Origin of the sequence: Bacillus sp. FSL R5-0523 (genome assembly GCF_037975295.1) — a bacterium.
In the GTDB taxonomy this organism is placed as follows: Bacteria; Bacillota; Bacilli; order Bacillales; family Bacillaceae; genus Bacillus; species Bacillus subtilis.
Genome location: NZ_CP150251.1, coordinates 753,857 through 768,324, shown reverse-complemented (window position 1 = coordinate 768,324; position 14,468 = coordinate 753,857). Strand labels below are relative to the sequence as shown.

The 14,468-nt window shown below is 49.2% G+C and carries 12 protein-coding genes and 1 pseudogene; all 13 read right to left on the bottom strand.

Annotated features, from left to right (window positions below; genetic code table 11):
• Window positions 1-46: 46 nt before the first annotated feature.
• The 13 genes and pseudogenes from rhgW to NYE53_RS03850 all read right to left on the bottom strand — a co-directional run bounded on the left by rhgW (window position 47) and on the right by NYE53_RS03850 (window position 14,467).
• Window positions 47-1,909 carry a rhamnogalacturonan lyase gene (gene rhgW, locus NYE53_RS03910; protein ID WP_339247374.1) on the bottom strand — a complete coding sequence of 621 codons (1,863 nt, stop codon included), beginning with the start codon at window positions 1,907-1,909 and terminating at the stop codon, window positions 47-49.
• Between the two features lie 120 nt (window positions 1,910-2,029).
• On the bottom strand, window positions 2,030-2,656 hold the full coding sequence (locus NYE53_RS03905; RefSeq protein WP_339247372.1) for a YesL family protein: 627 nt from the start codon (window positions 2,654-2,656) through the stop codon (window positions 2,030-2,032).
• Window positions 2,653-3,315 (bottom strand): YesU family protein, encoded by a 663-nt coding sequence (locus NYE53_RS03900; RefSeq protein ID WP_251188042.1) that lies wholly within the window; start codon window positions 3,313-3,315, stop codon window positions 2,653-2,655. The genes NYE53_RS03905 and NYE53_RS03900 overlap by 4 nt, the downstream gene beginning before the upstream one ends.
• The gene (rhgT, locus tag NYE53_RS03895) at window positions 3,308-4,006 is read right to left on the bottom strand and encodes a rhamnogalacturonan acetylesterase (RefSeq protein WP_339247369.1); all 699 of its coding nucleotides are present in this window, start codon (window positions 4,004-4,006) and stop codon (window positions 3,308-3,310) included. Before rhgT ends, NYE53_RS03900 begins: the two co-directional genes overlap by 8 nt.
• A 13-nt stretch (window positions 4,007-4,019) precedes the next feature.
• On the bottom strand, window positions 4,020-6,305 hold the full coding sequence (yesS, locus tag NYE53_RS03890) for a transcriptional regulator YesS (protein WP_339247367.1): 2,286 nt from the start codon (window positions 6,303-6,305) through the stop codon (window positions 4,020-4,022).
• A 22-nt stretch (window positions 6,306-6,327) separates the two neighbouring features.
• Entirely contained in the window at window positions 6,328-7,362 is a 1,035-nt protein-coding gene (gene yesR / locus NYE53_RS03885) for a rhamnogalacturonyl hydrolase YesR (RefSeq protein ID WP_015715473.1), read from the bottom strand.
• A 15-nt stretch (window positions 7,363-7,377) separates the two neighbouring features.
• A complete protein-coding gene (locus NYE53_RS03880; RefSeq protein ID WP_047182239.1) occupies window positions 7,378-8,268 on the bottom strand; it encodes a carbohydrate ABC transporter permease in 891 nt (296 codons plus the stop codon).
• 3 nt (window positions 8,269-8,271) lie between these two features.
• Window positions 8,272-9,201, bottom strand: a complete 930-nt coding sequence (locus NYE53_RS03875; protein WP_332276405.1) for a sugar ABC transporter permease — start codon at window positions 9,199-9,201, stop codon at window positions 8,272-8,274.
• A complete protein-coding gene (locus tag NYE53_RS03870) occupies window positions 9,198-10,481 on the bottom strand; it encodes an ABC transporter substrate-binding protein (protein ID WP_339247362.1) in 1,284 nt (427 codons plus the stop codon). The genes NYE53_RS03875 and NYE53_RS03870 overlap by 4 nt, the downstream gene beginning before the upstream one ends.
• A gap of 102 nt (window positions 10,482-10,583) precedes the next feature.
• Window positions 10,584-11,690 (bottom strand): two-component system response regulator YesN, encoded by a 1,107-nt coding sequence (gene yesN / locus NYE53_RS03865; protein WP_339247359.1) that lies wholly within the window; start codon window positions 11,688-11,690, stop codon window positions 10,584-10,586.
• Complete coding sequence (gene yesM / locus NYE53_RS03860; protein ID WP_339247357.1) at window positions 11,690-13,423, bottom strand: two-component system sensor histidine kinase YesM; 1,734 nt, start codon at window positions 13,421-13,423, stop codon at window positions 11,690-11,692. Before yesM ends, yesN begins: the two co-directional genes overlap by 1 nt.
• The gene (locus NYE53_RS03855; RefSeq protein ID WP_339247356.1) at window positions 13,420-14,049 is read right to left on the bottom strand and encodes a YesL family protein; all 630 of its coding nucleotides are present in this window, start codon (window positions 14,047-14,049) and stop codon (window positions 13,420-13,422) included. Before NYE53_RS03855 ends, yesM begins: the two co-directional genes overlap by 4 nt.
• Window positions 14,050-14,163: 114 nt before the next feature.
• Window positions 14,164-14,467: pseudogene (locus NYE53_RS03850) on the bottom strand (YesK-like family protein).
• Window position 14,468 lies beyond the last annotated feature (1 nt).

Here is a 14,468-nt window from a genome sequence, read left to right as displayed (position 1 = left end):
TTGATGGGAACGGGCTGCGCGCAGCCCGTTCCTTCCCCCCTTTCAGTTAAGGCGTATACATATTCGGTTTTGGCTGTTCCGCCATGCCGTCTCCTAAAAAGAAGCTTGTGTGCGGCGGCTGGTTATAGGCGACATTTTGCCAGGCGATGCCAAGTCGGTACACCGGATCGTGCATCAGCGTATACAGCCTGTGCTCAGTCGGAATGGTCGTCGTGTAAATGCGCAGAGCACTGCTGTCCTCCGTTCTCCACACGACTTCCTCGCGCCAGTCACCGAGCAGATCAGCCTGAAGCGCCGGTGTTGCTTTTGTGCCGTTGTTAGCCGCTGCGCCTGATGCAGTCAGCACATTTTTCGATACGCCGAATTGATAATCCCACTTATCAATTCGGTTGCTGTCCAGCTGTTCCCGGAGCAGATCGCCGTCCCACCAGATGCCGAAGTTGGTCGAGGACGGAGCCCCGCTTCCGATTTTGACCCCTTTCGCTGAGTAAAGAGAACCGTTTGCCCACACCTCCTGTCCCGGATAACGCGGGTCAATATCAGCAGCCATTCCCCGGCCTACATCCTTGCCGGCATAAACGCCCCAAAGGATTTTTCCGGTTGCAGCATCCCGAAAAGATAAGCCGTATTTTGCATTTTTGTCCTCATGAACTTGAAACACCTCAAGCCCCGGCCGGCCCGGATCAAGATCTCCTGTATGGAGGGCATCCCCATGGCCTAAGCCGGTCGAGTACATGCCTTTCCCGTCATGATCAACAGCCATTGAGCCGAAAATAATCTCATCTTTTCCATCCCCGTCAACATCCGCGATGCTCAGGTTGTGATTCCCCTGTCCGGCAAACGCTTCGTTTCCTGACTTTGAGGAGTCCAGCGTCCAAAGCTTTGACAGCTTTCCGTCCCTGAAGTTATAGGCAACTAGCATGGTTTTAGCGTAATACCCTCTGGTCATGATCAGGCTCGGCCGCTGTCCATCAAGGTAGGCAATGCCGGCGAGAAAACGGTCAACACGGTTGCCGTAGCTGTCTCCCCAATCCGACACATTGCCGCGCGCCGGTTCAAAATTTGCGGTGACAAGCTGTTTCCCGGTTGAACCTTGAAACACAGTGAGATATTCAGGGCCTGAAAGCACACGCCCCTGTTCATTTCTGTAATCTGCATTGGCATTTCCAATTACTTTGCCCGTGCCGTCTTTTGTCCCGTCTGCCGTTTTCATTGCCACTTCTGCTTTTCCGTCACCATCAAGGTCATACACCATAAACTGGGTGTAGTGCGCGCCCGCTCTGATGTTTTTGCCGAGATTGATCCGCCATAACTTTGTGCCGTCCAGTTTATACGCGTCAATCAGCACGTCACCCGTATAGCCATCCTGTGAATTGTCTTTTGAGTTAGACGGGTCCCATTTCAGGATCAGCTCGTATTGCCCGTCACCATCCACATCGCCAACACTTGCGTCATTAGCGCTGTACGTGTAACCTTCACCCTTTGGCGTCGTGCCGCCAGCCGGTTTATCCAGCGGGACGGAATGATACGGCTGCGCCCATACGGAGGCTTTTTCAGAAGCCGGCTGTTCGGTACCGTTTACAACAGCCCGAACCGTATACGTTGAGCCCGCCGATCCGTTTTTATCCACATAGTTCGTGGTTTTGACAGGCGCAGCATTCAGTTTTTGCCCGTCTCTGTACACATTGAACAAAACAGATGCGTTTTCGGTTCCAAGAAACCGCCAGCTGACAAAAATGCCCCCGTCCGTCTTGACCGCTACAAGCCCCCGGTTCAGCGCTTCCATCTGCCGCGCTGCCCCTTCAGCTTTCACAGGACATACAGAGGTTCCCATCACCAACAAGACCAGCAACGTAACAGCGGTAAACATGCGTTTCCTTCGTGTAATCATCAGACAGCTCCTTCTCATTTATCTATAAGCGCTTACTTAAATTGGATTTTATGCGCTGTGTGAGCTGTCTTCAATTTCACTTTTTTGCATCTGCCTATTTCAGACACTGCACTTTTTTGCGTATTTGTCACTTTTTTGTTACCCGGCTTGATGATGCTGGGCCTCCGTCTTTTGAAATCCCCTAAGAGCAAAAAACATCAACACAAGCCCAAATAAACATGGGCCGTAAAACGGGATCAGGCCAGGAAGCGTATACAGCAAATAAAGGACAAATCCGCACCCGATCAGCATACAGCCGGTCGTCAGCGGCCTCATGGCGCCAAACAGCAGTGCCTGCGGTATATATTTCCGAAGCGGGAGCTGGTAATGCACATAAAGGGGAAACACATACATCAGCGCGATGATATACAAAAGCCCTGCAAGCAGCGTGCAGCCTGTTACGGCAAAGGACAGCCAATCCGTACTGGCAGAAAAATAATGATAGTTCGCGGACAATATGAGCAAAAGAGCCGAAAACGCCAATCCGATCGCATTAACCTTGAGAAACTCTTTTTTATAGGTATCGAGAAATAACGGAAATACCGGGACATCCTTTTGCCCCATCAGCCATTTCCTTATAACGGCACACATCGCGGTTGTGCTCGGCGCCCATCCGAAAAGAACGCCGCCCAAAAGTGTAAACAACAGCCACAGCCCGTTGAGCCATGCTATTTTCACCACCGCTTCGCAGCCTGCATAAAGCGCATCCGTTACAGTCGTCTTCATCTTCTCACCGCTTGATGCACGGCAAAATCCCTGTAAACGGCTTTCATGGGGGCCATCTGCCGGAACCCGATTTTTCCTTTTGTTAACACAGGCCCATATGTGCTGCCGTCGTCCATCCACTCAAGAATGGGCAGACCATTGATTGAAAAGTGCACATAGCCTTTGTCTTTGATCAGCTTCATACGATACGGAGAATCAGCGTCGTCTGGAGAAGGCAGCGGATCGGCCCCCATTGCGGCGAGGTGGAAACCGCGGCTTTTTCTTAAATTGCAGGTGCGGAACGCTCTTTCCTCCGGGTATTTTCTGCGGAAATACGACAGGTGGAGCGCATTGATGTCCCCCGAATGATACTCGGGGTATTTTCCCGTTCTTTTCTGGAGACTTGGATCAAACAAATCCTCGCCTCCCATTCCCGCAGCAGAAAAAAACAGCATACACAATCCCGGCTGCTCGATCGGGGAGAAGTCCCATGTCACAATGATGCCGTCTGGAAAGGTTTCCGGACACCAAAAGACAAAGTGCGCTTCGTCCTGAACATGTGACAGGTGCAAGCTGTGATCGTCAAATGAGATCTGTCCGCCTCCCTCCATCCGCCAGTCCTTCACATCGCTTTTAGACCGGAGCGGATTGCGGTACAGGCACGCGCCTTCCTTATACATGTTCTTTCCCCTCCCGGCTCACAAGGTGGTTCTTAAGCGGAAGTCCGAGCTCTTCAATGCCTTCTGCCACAAGCTTCGCAACCTCCATTGCACCTTCTTCCGAAAAATGCGTATTGTCCTCAATGCCGTCCGAGTAATTCGGATGTTCATTCGGCTGAAACCAAACGAACAATCGCTTCGACTCCTCCGGCCCGTATGCTTCATACAGCACCTTTGTTTTCGCAAGCAGATCAATCACAGGTACATCGAGCTCCTTCGCCAGTGCTTTCATCGCATCGGGATACTCACCGAGGGAATGCTCGATTCGTCCGTTTTCATCAAAGCGGCGGCGCTGCACCGATGTGACGAACACAGGATGCGCGCCCTTTTCGCGTGCCGTATCTGCAAACAAGGTAAGAAACTGCTGAAATGTGGAGTACGGCTTCGTCCCCCGCGGTTTTTGGTCATTGTGGCCGAATTGAATCAACAAATAATCGCCTTGTGTGATGCGCTCGGCAATTGCTTGAAGCCTTCCTTCCTCCACAAAAGAATTGGTGCTCGCTCCTCCTTTGGCATGATTGCGGACCAGCACATCTTCAGAAAACAATTGCCCGAATACCTGCCCCCACCCCGCCATCGGCGCTTCATGAGGCGGGCAGTCACTCACAGTGGAATCTCCCGCTAAAAATACTTGAATTGGTTTCTTCATCACATGTTCTCTCCTTTCACGGCGTTTCCTGATACATTTGCCTGAAGACACCCGGCGGCATGCCGACCTGTTTTTTAAAAATCCGGTTAAAGTAATTGTGGCGGTAGCCGACTTCTTCTGACACGTCATGAATTTTTTTATTCGTATTGACCAGCAGTTCTTTCGCCTTTTCGATTCTGATCTGGGTCACATAATCGATAAAATTAATGCCGGTCACTTGCTTAAATGCCTTGCTTAACGTATATGAATTCATGCCAAGCGCATCGGCACAGCTTTCCAATGAAATATCCGCCATATACTGTTCGTGAATCATCGCAATCACACGTTCTGCCAGCTGCTTTTGCTGTCTGTTTTTTCTGCCCTCAAGCTTGGAAAGGTAAGGCGTCACCACTACATCCATCAGCCAGGCCGCCGCTTCGTTAGGTTCGCGCAATTCTGAAATATCAAGAAACGGATTCCGGTGCTGAAACAGTTCGCTGGGATTGAGCCCAGAATGTAAAATATCCTCCTGAATGCGGGAAAACAGCTGAATCAGGGCGGAATGCACATGCCTGTCTATGACCGCCTTTTCCGCCAGTTCATTCATACATCCATCTATCAGTTCCTTGGCTTCCTGTTTTCTTTCCAGCCGGATGGCCTGAACAATTTGTTTTTCCAGTTCAAAAGGATAATAAGGAGCGAACTGCTCATCCTGAGGGAAGTCGGCCTGCAAATCAATGACCTGATCCCGGTTGGCAAACTGCCTGCGGGATTTGCCGCTTTTCACATTCTGAAATAAAGAAGGAATTTCCGTGACACGCTCCGTCTCGCTGCTCAATGTCGAGGTCAGGCATAGTCCTGTTACATCCCCAAATTGGCGTGCCAGCTCCGTTATATACGCCTTCAGATCAGAGCTGTTTGTTTTCATCACAAGAACGGTGACAGAAAGCCGGCCGATATCAAGTATGGAGAGCTGAAAAACGCGTTTATCCGCCAATTCCTCAGCCAGATTGGTCAGGGTAAACACGGCAAGCTGTTCATCACCTTCACGGAAGATGCTTTTTTCACAACGGAGCCCTGTCACCTGTAGATCAAGCACATGAAACGCGTTTCCGCCGATGTTCCAGCCAGCCTCCTCCATCCGCAATCTGAGGCTTTCCTCGTTGTCATAGTAAAAATCGCCCTGCAAGAGATGCTGCAAAAAACTCTTTTTCATATGGGGCGTCTGCCGCAGGAGCTGCTCTTGGAGCTTCCGGCTTTCAAGGGATAGATCCTGCCATCTCTTTTCAATCCACTTGAATTCATCCTGCCCGGACGCCTGCCATACTTTCTTCTCTCCTCCGGTAAACAAGCCAAGCAAATGCTGAATGGGACGATAGATTTTTTTTGATGCATACCATGTCATGCATACCGCCAAACCGATGCAAATGACCAGCATCACGATGATCACTTTTGATAAAAACACCATCGGCGCTGTAATAGCTGAAAGAGGCGCCGCTGACACAAAGGTCCATTGCTGATGCATCCGGTTCATTTCTCCAAAGGAGACAGAATACACCTTGCCTTCCCATTCCATCTGAAAATGGCCGTTCTCAGCAGGCTGTTTTTTTATCTCATGAAGTAAAGTCTTTTCAAAATCTTTTTCCCCCTCATGAAACAGCACCTCTCGATTTTGATCTAAAAGCAGCGCACTGCCATCAGGATAGGGGGACAAGCTTTGCAGGATTGATTCCATTTCTTTCGGATCAACCGCCAGCAAGATCGCGCCGAACGGTTTCTCCGCCGCGCCCGGAATGAGCTGGATCAGCATCGCTTGGTTTCTCGACCGTTTCCAATAAATGCTGTGGTCTGAGGCAAGCAGCGAGCGATACTTGCGAAGCGCCTCCTGTTCTGTCAAAGCGCTGTATTCAGGGCTCAGCACAAGTGGCCGGGGGCTGTTCAGAAAGATGGAAGCCTGCTCGATCAGCGGCTGCTGGTCCCGCAAAAGAAACAGCTTTTTCGTTAATTGATAGGAGAACGTAAAGTCTTTCTCCAAATCCCTCTCGGCCAATCCATTCATCAGTGAAGAATCGTAGGCCATCTGGGTGAGTGCCAGTTCAAGCACTCCCAGCTTCTCATCCATTCGGCTGACCTCACGCGCCACCTGTGTTTCATGCGATCTCTGCAGCTCTTTCTCCACCTTGTCGATCGAAAGAAAGTAGATTGCGCCGCCAGTCAGCAATCCGGGAATACAGGCAATCAGCAAAATGAAGACAAAGTTTCTTTTGAAATACGTTCCCTTCCAGCGAGAAACCCGTTCCTTCTGTTGAGGCTGTTTTTTCATCCCTTTCCCCCCGCCGCTGTCTTTACTGATACACGCGTTTTTTCGTTTTCAAAACATCAGCAAGAAACGTCAGCGCAAGTCCCTGCCCCCATCCTTGTATTCGTTTGTAAGGCACCTGTTTGTATCCTTCGGCATTTTTCATGACGGCTGTCCCGGCCGATACCTTGCTGACCCGTCCGTCCTCTTCCACCGCATCCAAAATGGCGGCAAGCGATTTCTGCACATATTTTGTATACAGCTTTCCGCTCGATATCAGAGCAGAAGCAATACCCGCTGATGCCGAAACCTCCAGATAAGAATCCGGATCATCCAAAATCGTATGCCACAGCCCTGATTCATCCTGAAGCCGGACAAGCGCGCTCAGCTGGTCTCTGAGCGATCCGTCGATGATCATAAAGGAAGGATGTGTCACCTCAATGAGCGGGAGCGCCTTTGCCATCGTGAGTGCCGCCCAGCCGTTCGCCCTGCCCCAATAAATCCCCGACAGATGATTTTGCGCTTTGTTGTCCCAGGCGTGGTAGTACAAATTCGTGACAGGGTCCTGAAGCACATCCTCATGTCCGTGAAACTGGCGCAGGCCGTCTTCAAAATAATCCTCACGCTCCATGACCCGCCCGATTCTCAGCATAAACAGCCCAGCCATCATCAGCGTATCCGCCCATGCCTGTTCAGGGAATACGTATTCTGCCGCATTCACCGTATGCTGAAGGATACCCTCGCCAAAGCGCGGCGCCTTATGCAGCACATATTCCGCCATCTCGGCCGCTGTTTCCAAATACACGTCATCACCCGTCACCTTGTGGAGGAACAAAAGCGTATGCCCGATGGAAACTCCGTTGATCGAAAGCGGCGGCAGCCCATCCTCCAGCTGTTCATCCACCCACGTTTTTAACAGATTGATATATTCCTCGTTTTCCGTCGCTTCATAGGCCTCCGCCACGCCGTAAAACGCGACGCCGCCCGGCCAATCCCACGCAAAATCCATCTGAAATGTCCGTTTCACGATCCGGTCAATGACGGACGTCACCTTTTCTTCATCAAAGATAAGCTGTGCCATCTGCAACACTCCTTTTTATTTTAATCCGGTTGTACTGATGCCCTGAACGATATATTTCTGAAACAAAAAGAATACAAGAATCACAGGCAATAACGAGACGGCCGACATGGCAAACATCGCGCCCCAGTTCGAAGCCGACTCTGTATCGAGAAAAAGCTTCAGCGCAAGTGAAACAGGGTAAAGCTCCGGCTTATTCAAATACAAGAGCGGCTGAATCAGCTCCTCCCACTTCCAATAGAAGGAGAAAATCGCAGACGTCGCAAGCGCGGGGGCAATCAGCGGGAGAATGATCCGCCAAAAGCAGGCAAAGCGCCCACATCCGTCGATTCGCGCGGCTTCATCCAGCTCCTCGGGAATCGTCCTGATAAACTGGATCATCAGAAAGATAAAAAACGCATGCCCGAAAAATTGCGGAACGACAATTGGTTTAAAGGAATTCAGCCAGTCTAATTTCGCAAACATAATATACTGCGGAATCATCAACACTTCATGAGGCAGCATTAACGTCCCCATCATGCACGCAAACCAAAATTTTTTTCCCTTAAACGGAATACGCGCAAATCCGTACGCAATGACAGCCGATGACAGGACGGCACCGATTGTTGACAGCCCGACAATAATCGCCGAGTTTTTAATAAACGTCAGAAACGGCTGTCCCGCGATCCCCTTCCACCCTTCAGCATAGTTACTGAGAATAAAAGGGTCTGGAATGAGTGAATGAGAGGTTGTAAAAATACTGGCGCTTTCTTTAAACGAGCTGACAAACAGCCAAATGACCGGGTACAGCAGTAACACCGCCAGTGTTCCTGTACAAACATGGAACAGTATGCGTTTGGGACTGACGCGCCCGGCTTTTTTTCTTTCAAAAACCGGGGCTTTCCTGACAGGCTCGTTGACCGGCTCCATCCGTCATTCCTCCTTTGACTCGTAATGAACCCAATATGACGATGTTTTAAACAATATGAGCGTAATCAGCCCGACAATGACAAGCATGACCCACGCCATCGCCGATGCGTAGCCCATTTGAAAATAGTTAAACGCCCGCTGGAACAAATAAAGCGAATAGAGAAGTGTCCCGTCAAGCGGCCCGCCCTCGCCCTTCGAAATGATATAGGCAGGTGTAAATGTCATAAAAGCAGAAATCGTCTGCATCACAAGATTAAAGAAAATAATCGGTGTAAGGATCGGAAGCGTGATTTTGAAGAAACGCTGCACCCGATTTGCCCCATCCACACTTGCCGCTTCCAAATACGAAGACGGAATGTTTTTCAGCCCGGCCAGAAAAATCAGCATTGACGACCCGAACTGCCAGACGGACAGCAGAATCAATGTCCACAGTGCACTTGTCGGATTCTGGTACCAAAGAATTTTTTGATCAATCCCGACAAAAAACAGCAGCGCATTGATGACCCCGTCATTGCCAAAAATATTGCGCCACATAATCGCCACGGCGACGCTCCCGCCGATGATCGAAGGCAGATAAAAGAGCGTTCTATAAATGGCCGTTCCTTTTGCTGCATTGTTTAAAATGACAGCGATAAAAAGCGCGAAGCCGAGGCGGAGCGGAACCCCGGCAAGTACATACGTAAACGTCACCTTCAGAGACTGCCAATACTTTTCGTCACCCGTAAACATTTCCTTAAAGTTGTCGAGCCCGATCCATTTCGGCGCCGTAAACAAGTCATAGCTTGTGAAGGACAGAAACAGGGACGCCCCCATCGGGATCACCGTAAAGCATAGGAACCCAATGATAAACGGAGAAATAAAAGCATATCCCGCCAGATTGTCTTTTCTCATACTCCGGCTTTGTTTCATAGCGTCAGCCCCATTTCCCGTCAATTATTCCTCTCTAATATCTCATTGGCCTTTTTCCGGAACGTTTTGGCGGCTTTTTCCGGGGATACCTTCTGATACAGAATCTGATCAGACGTGTCCTTCAGCAGCTTGATGACCTCCGCGCTTCCCACAGGCTCTGGCGGATCGGCTTTGCTGATGTTTTTTGACGCGGTTTCTACATACTCCACGATGTTGGCTTCTTCCTCATTCAGCTTCGGTTTAATCGCATCCGCCACCTTGTCGGAGACTGGAACGCCTCGCTCGCCTTTAATCAGCTGGTTCGCTTCCTCATTATTCACGAAGAAATTAATAAATTTCGCTGCCTCTTTTTTATGCTCAGAGCTTTTCGGAATGGAAAACAGCATACTCGGCTTCAGTGTCAGCGCCTTTTCCTTCATTTGCTCCGGCGGCAGATAGAGAGACAGCGGCGAGTCTGTCAACCGGGCAAAGCCCAAATATTGATTGGAGTAGTTCCATGTAATCGCTGATTTGCCTTTGACGATAAAATCGTCCTCCATCCCTTTAATCTGTGCGCTTTCATCAGGTGTTGGGGACGTTTTCGCTTTCACCAGCCTCAGCTGCCGTTCAAAATAATCGACAAACAGCTGATCATCCTGATACGCGAGGCCAGTGCCGTCTTCTTTATAAAAACGCTCACCCTTCGTGCGCAAATAATAAGGAAAGAAAATATCAGGGGGATGCATTCCATTGGAGCCGTAGACGCCGGCTTTTTCCTGAAGATCATACGCCAGCTTCTCGTAATCCTCCCACGTCCAGTTTTCCTGATTGATAGATACACCGGCTTTTTTCAGCAAATCTTCATTCGCAATCACAGACAGCACGTTGACGCCTAGCGTAAACCCATAGAGCTTATTATCGATTTTTCCGCCCGACAGCATATTCTCGTCGATTGAACTGACATCAATCGTTCCATCCTTTGTATACGGCGTTAAATCCTTCAGCTGGTTCTTCTTTCCGTATTGGGCTAAGTAAGCGGTATCCATTTGAATGACATCAGGAAGCTGGCCGGCGGCAGACATGGGCGCAAGCTTTTTCCAATAGTCATCCCAGTTCGCAAATTCCGCCTCAATATGGACGTGCGGATTCTTTTTCTCGTAAAGTTCAATTACCTTTGTTGTATAATCATGCCTTGGCTGCCCGCCCCACCATGCGATTCTGAGTGTAATGTCTTCTTTTTTCCCCGAGGCCTCTTCACCCGCTGAACACCCGCTGAAAAAAAAGACGCAGACAAGCGATAACAGCACGTAACAAATCTTCTTCAAACCAATCCCCCCTTTAATGTAAGTGCTTACATTTATTTTAAAGCGTTCAGATGAGGCGAAACACTCAAAAAACAGTGGGAAAAGTCAAAAAAACAGAGATGGCTATCCTGCGGAAGCGCCTCCCTGTTTTCTTCTGAATTCTGACGGTGTCAGACCGGTATATTTTTTAAAAACAAGACTGAAATACTTCGGATTATCACCAAACCCGATTTCTTCAGCAATTTCTGATACACTCGCGTCCCGCCTTATTTTCATCTGCTTCATCGCATGTTCAAGACGCACTCGTGTAACATATTGGGAAAATTTCTCACCTGTTTCCTGCTTAAATAACTTCCCGAGATAATCAGGATTCATAAACAGCATATCCTTCGCCGCCCATTTTAAGGACAGATTCGGATTTCCGAGCTCGTCGGCAATAAGCCTGATCATTTTTGAAATCACTGCGCTCCCGTGCAGGTCACCAGACGCTTCGGCTGTGTCACGAAACAGCTGCCCCGCGTGCCGGAGTTCTCCCGCCTGACTGATGGCCATCTTGCGGGTTACAAAAACCTCCGCCGCCTTTTCAGCGGCGTTCTCCTCTACGGCGAGCACGGTCCATTCTCCGCTGCTGCAAACCGCTGTCAGTGCCGACCCGAGTGCCTCTCTGGCTGTGGCATCAATAGATTGTTCCCCTTTTAAGATCAAGAGGCGGATCTTTTTTCCGGCAAGTGAAGGCGGCGGAGACAGCTGGGCCACACCGGCGATCAAGCCTTCCAAGTATTGATCGGCTGCAAAGGAACGGATATGGTCCAGCTCGTGTTTCAGATGGTCTGTTTTCTTTTTGTGCACATCTTGCCGCTTCAGCTCAGCAATAATTTCCTCCAGCGAGCTGATAATCTGCTGTTCATTGCAGGGCTTCAGCAAATAATGCTTCACCCCATATTTCATGGCTTCCTTTGCGTACTCAAACTCTCCAAACCCGGACAGGACGATAAATTGCACCGACGGGCTGACGGCTGACACCTTTTTGATCAGCTCAAGCCCGTCCATGCCGGGCATTTTGACGTCTGTGATGACGATATGCGGCTGCTTATGTACAATCTTTTCATATGCTTCATGTCCGTTCTGCGCTTTACCGATCAGTGAAGCGCCAAGCGCCTTCCACTCAATGATTCCCGCCATTCCATCAAGGATAATCCTCTCATCATCAGCCAGCAGTATTTTATACATCACACCACCTCATTTCGGCACGGTATTGTGATCACAATCCTCGTCCCCTTTTCATGCTCACTATGAATCCGCAATCCGTATGGCTCTCCGAATGTCAGGCTGATGCGCTCGCGAATATTCCACAGTCCGATTCCTCTTCCGCCCGTTGATTCAAGAATCCGTCCATCCATGCCAGGGCCGTTATCTTCGACCGTAATACAGACACATTCCTTCGCCTTTTTCGCCTGAATCCGGATGGCGCATGGCCTTGTAAAGGGTTCAAGCGCGTATTGAATCGCATTTTCCGCAAGCGGCTGGAGCGTCAGTTTCGGAATGAGGCAATGCTTCACCTCATCGTCAATATCCAACGTGAAATTCAGGCGCTCTTCAAATCGAAATCGCTGAATGGTCATATAGTGACGTACAATGTCCGCCTCCTCCTGAATGGTCACGATATCCTTTTTCATATGTATGCTGTTTCGCAGAAGAAAACCGAGCGATTCCACCATTTTTGAGATTTGCTTTTGCTGATTCGCCTTTGCCAGCCAATTGATGGACTCGAGCGTGTTATATAAAAAATGCGGATTGATCTGGGCTTGCAGTGCTTTCAATTCGGTTTCTTTAATAATGAGCTGTTTTTCCACATTTTCTTCCATCAGCTCATTAATCCGTTTCATCATGACAGTAAAATGGCGGTTCAGCATGCCGGCCTCATCCTGTGTATGTTCCGGCAGAGAAAGCGACACACCCGCTTCAATGCCGCCGTGCTGTACCGATTTCATCGCGGTCACAAGCTGTTCAATCGGCTCCGTGATACTGTTGGCGATTTTCCTTCCGAAAAGCAAAACCACACAGAAAAAGAGGAGAAAGCATGTGCCGATCACTGTTTTCATAAAGGAAATTTTCGCGAACATCTGATCAAAGGGGATAACGTTATAGTAGCTCCAATTTTGGTAGGATGATTGAAGATAAGAAATAAAGTAACGTTTGCCATTCTTTTTTATCAAGTCATAACCGGGGTGCTTCAGCGTCTCTTTTGCTGCCACAGGAACATGCGCTGATGCATGTGCCGTATACACCAAATTACCGCCTTGGTCAGCAATCATAATGTCTCCGACTGAATCGCCCCAATCCTTCGGCACATCACGAATCATCTGTTTTACATTGACTTGGATCAGCACCATGCCCAAGCCGTTCAGACTCAGCTGGTGATAGGACCTGATCTGCCGTGCTGAAATCAGGATAGGATCTGACCCGCCGAGCGTCATCCAAAGATTTCTTCCATTTTTCGCTTTCGCTCGCTTAAATACCTCTTCCTGCTCCTGCTGCAAAAGATCTGAAGAACTGCTTCCGGCTGAATACTCTGAGCCGCGGGCATCAATCAAATGAATGGAATCGATGTACTTTTCATCGCTGGCATATCCCGCAAGCTGATCCCACAGCTCCTGCTTCATTTGATATTGATCATACGTATCATCCCGATTTTGCATGCTCAGGATGCGCTGAATCTGTTCGTCTGTAATGATTTCATATGACACATCCTCTATCTTCTTCAGCTCGTCTTCGATCCTTTCAGAAGACATCCGAAGCACCTCCGAGGACTTGCGGTAAATCTGCTCATCATACACATGAAAGGCATACTGGACCCCGCTGTATACAAACAGAAAGGATACGGCCATAATCAACGATAGAAACACAAACAGCTTATCCTTAATCTTCATCCGCCTGTACCAGCCAGCAACTCTTTTCTTCATGCCGCCTTTTCTTTCTCCTGCCGCTGATCCATTGACCGAAACGCTTTAAAGGACAGCTTCGTTAAGATCAGGCTGAGTAAACTCCCGCTGAAAAACAATAGAAACGTGACATGAAACAGAACGAGACAAAGCACACCGACAGCGCCCGCTGCCATCAAAAGCGTCACCGCCGGACGGCTGAAAGCAATCAAAAAGCTGATGCTCAGCACCTCTCTGATTTTTACATCAAAATGAGAAAACACCGGGAACACATACAGCACAACAAACGCGAAAATCAAACTAATGCTCAGGAATACATTGACGAGCACAGGCTGGTCCATCTGAGCCGCTATCCGCATATCCGCAAACAGAAACAGGGCAGCCGTCACAACGATAAGCCCAAGGATCTGTGATGCCCGCCATTCTTTTTTAAACGCCCGAAAAAAGACAGAAAACACCGGGGCATCTGTATTCCCCTTCGCCCATTCTCTCGCCACTGTAAACATTGCGGCAGTAGCGGGCATCAGCCCAAACACAACCAGGCCTGCAAGAGAAAACAAAATCCAAAGCACATTCAAATAGGCCAGTCTCATCACCCACGTACAAAAATGATTCAGCCCATTTGTCACACTGTGTATCATCAACATCACCTTCCCGCCTTGGAAAACGCTTTCATTTTAAAGTAATATGTATTTCTCCTTTCGAAAGAAAATTCCTGCCGTTCTGTGAAAATTTCGACATGATGAGAGACGGCAGCAGCCCTATCTTTTCCTGTAACGCCGAATGGCCTTATCGATCAAATATCCGGCAATGGCTCCGAAAATGACATTGAATCCAAGCATTCCGAGCGCAGCCCCTTCCCAGCCGCGTACATATACGAGGCTGTACCAGATCGCAAACACACCAAGGACGATCAGCCCGGCCAACATCCATTCCGGCCGACTTTTGTCAGGAAATCTCATCCGCATCAAAACGGATACGCCAGCAAACAGACAAGCCGTCACAATCCCTGTCACAAATAAAATTGACCACAACATCGCCTGCCCTCCCTTTTAGAAAAGACAAA

Bases quoted from the DNA above. Each gene is read 5' to 3' on its own strand.
- rhgW (WP_339247374.1), bottom strand. From the start codon at position 1,909: ATGAGAAGGAGCTGTCTGATGATTACACGAAGGAAACGCATGTTTACC.
- NYE53_RS03905 (WP_339247372.1), bottom strand. From the start codon at position 2,656: ATGAAGACGACTGTAACGGATGCGCTTTATGCAGGCTGCGAAGCGGTG.
- NYE53_RS03900 (WP_251188042.1), bottom strand. From the start codon at position 3,315: ATGTATAAGGAAGGCGCGTGCCTGTACCGCAATCCGCTCCGGTCTAAA.
- yesS (WP_339247367.1), bottom strand. From the start codon at position 6,305: ATGAAAAAACAGCCTCAACAGAAGGAACGGGTTTCTCGCTGGAAGGGA.
- yesR (WP_015715473.1), bottom strand. From the start codon at position 7,362: ATGGCACAGCTTATCTTTGATGAAGAAAAGGTGACGTCCGTCATTGAC.
- NYE53_RS03880 (WP_047182239.1), bottom strand. From the start codon at position 8,268: ATGGAGCCGGTCAACGAGCCTGTCAGGAAAGCCCCGGTTTTTGAAAGA.
- yesN (WP_339247359.1), bottom strand. From the start codon at position 11,690: ATGTATAAAATACTGCTGGCTGATGATGAGAGGATTATCCTTGATGGA.
- yesM (WP_339247357.1), bottom strand. From the start codon at position 13,423: ATGAAGAAAAGAGTTGCTGGCTGGTACAGGCGGATGAAGATTAAGGAT.
- NYE53_RS03855 (WP_339247356.1), bottom strand. From the start codon at position 14,049: ATGTTGATGATACACAGTGTGACAAATGGGCTGAATCATTTTTGTACG.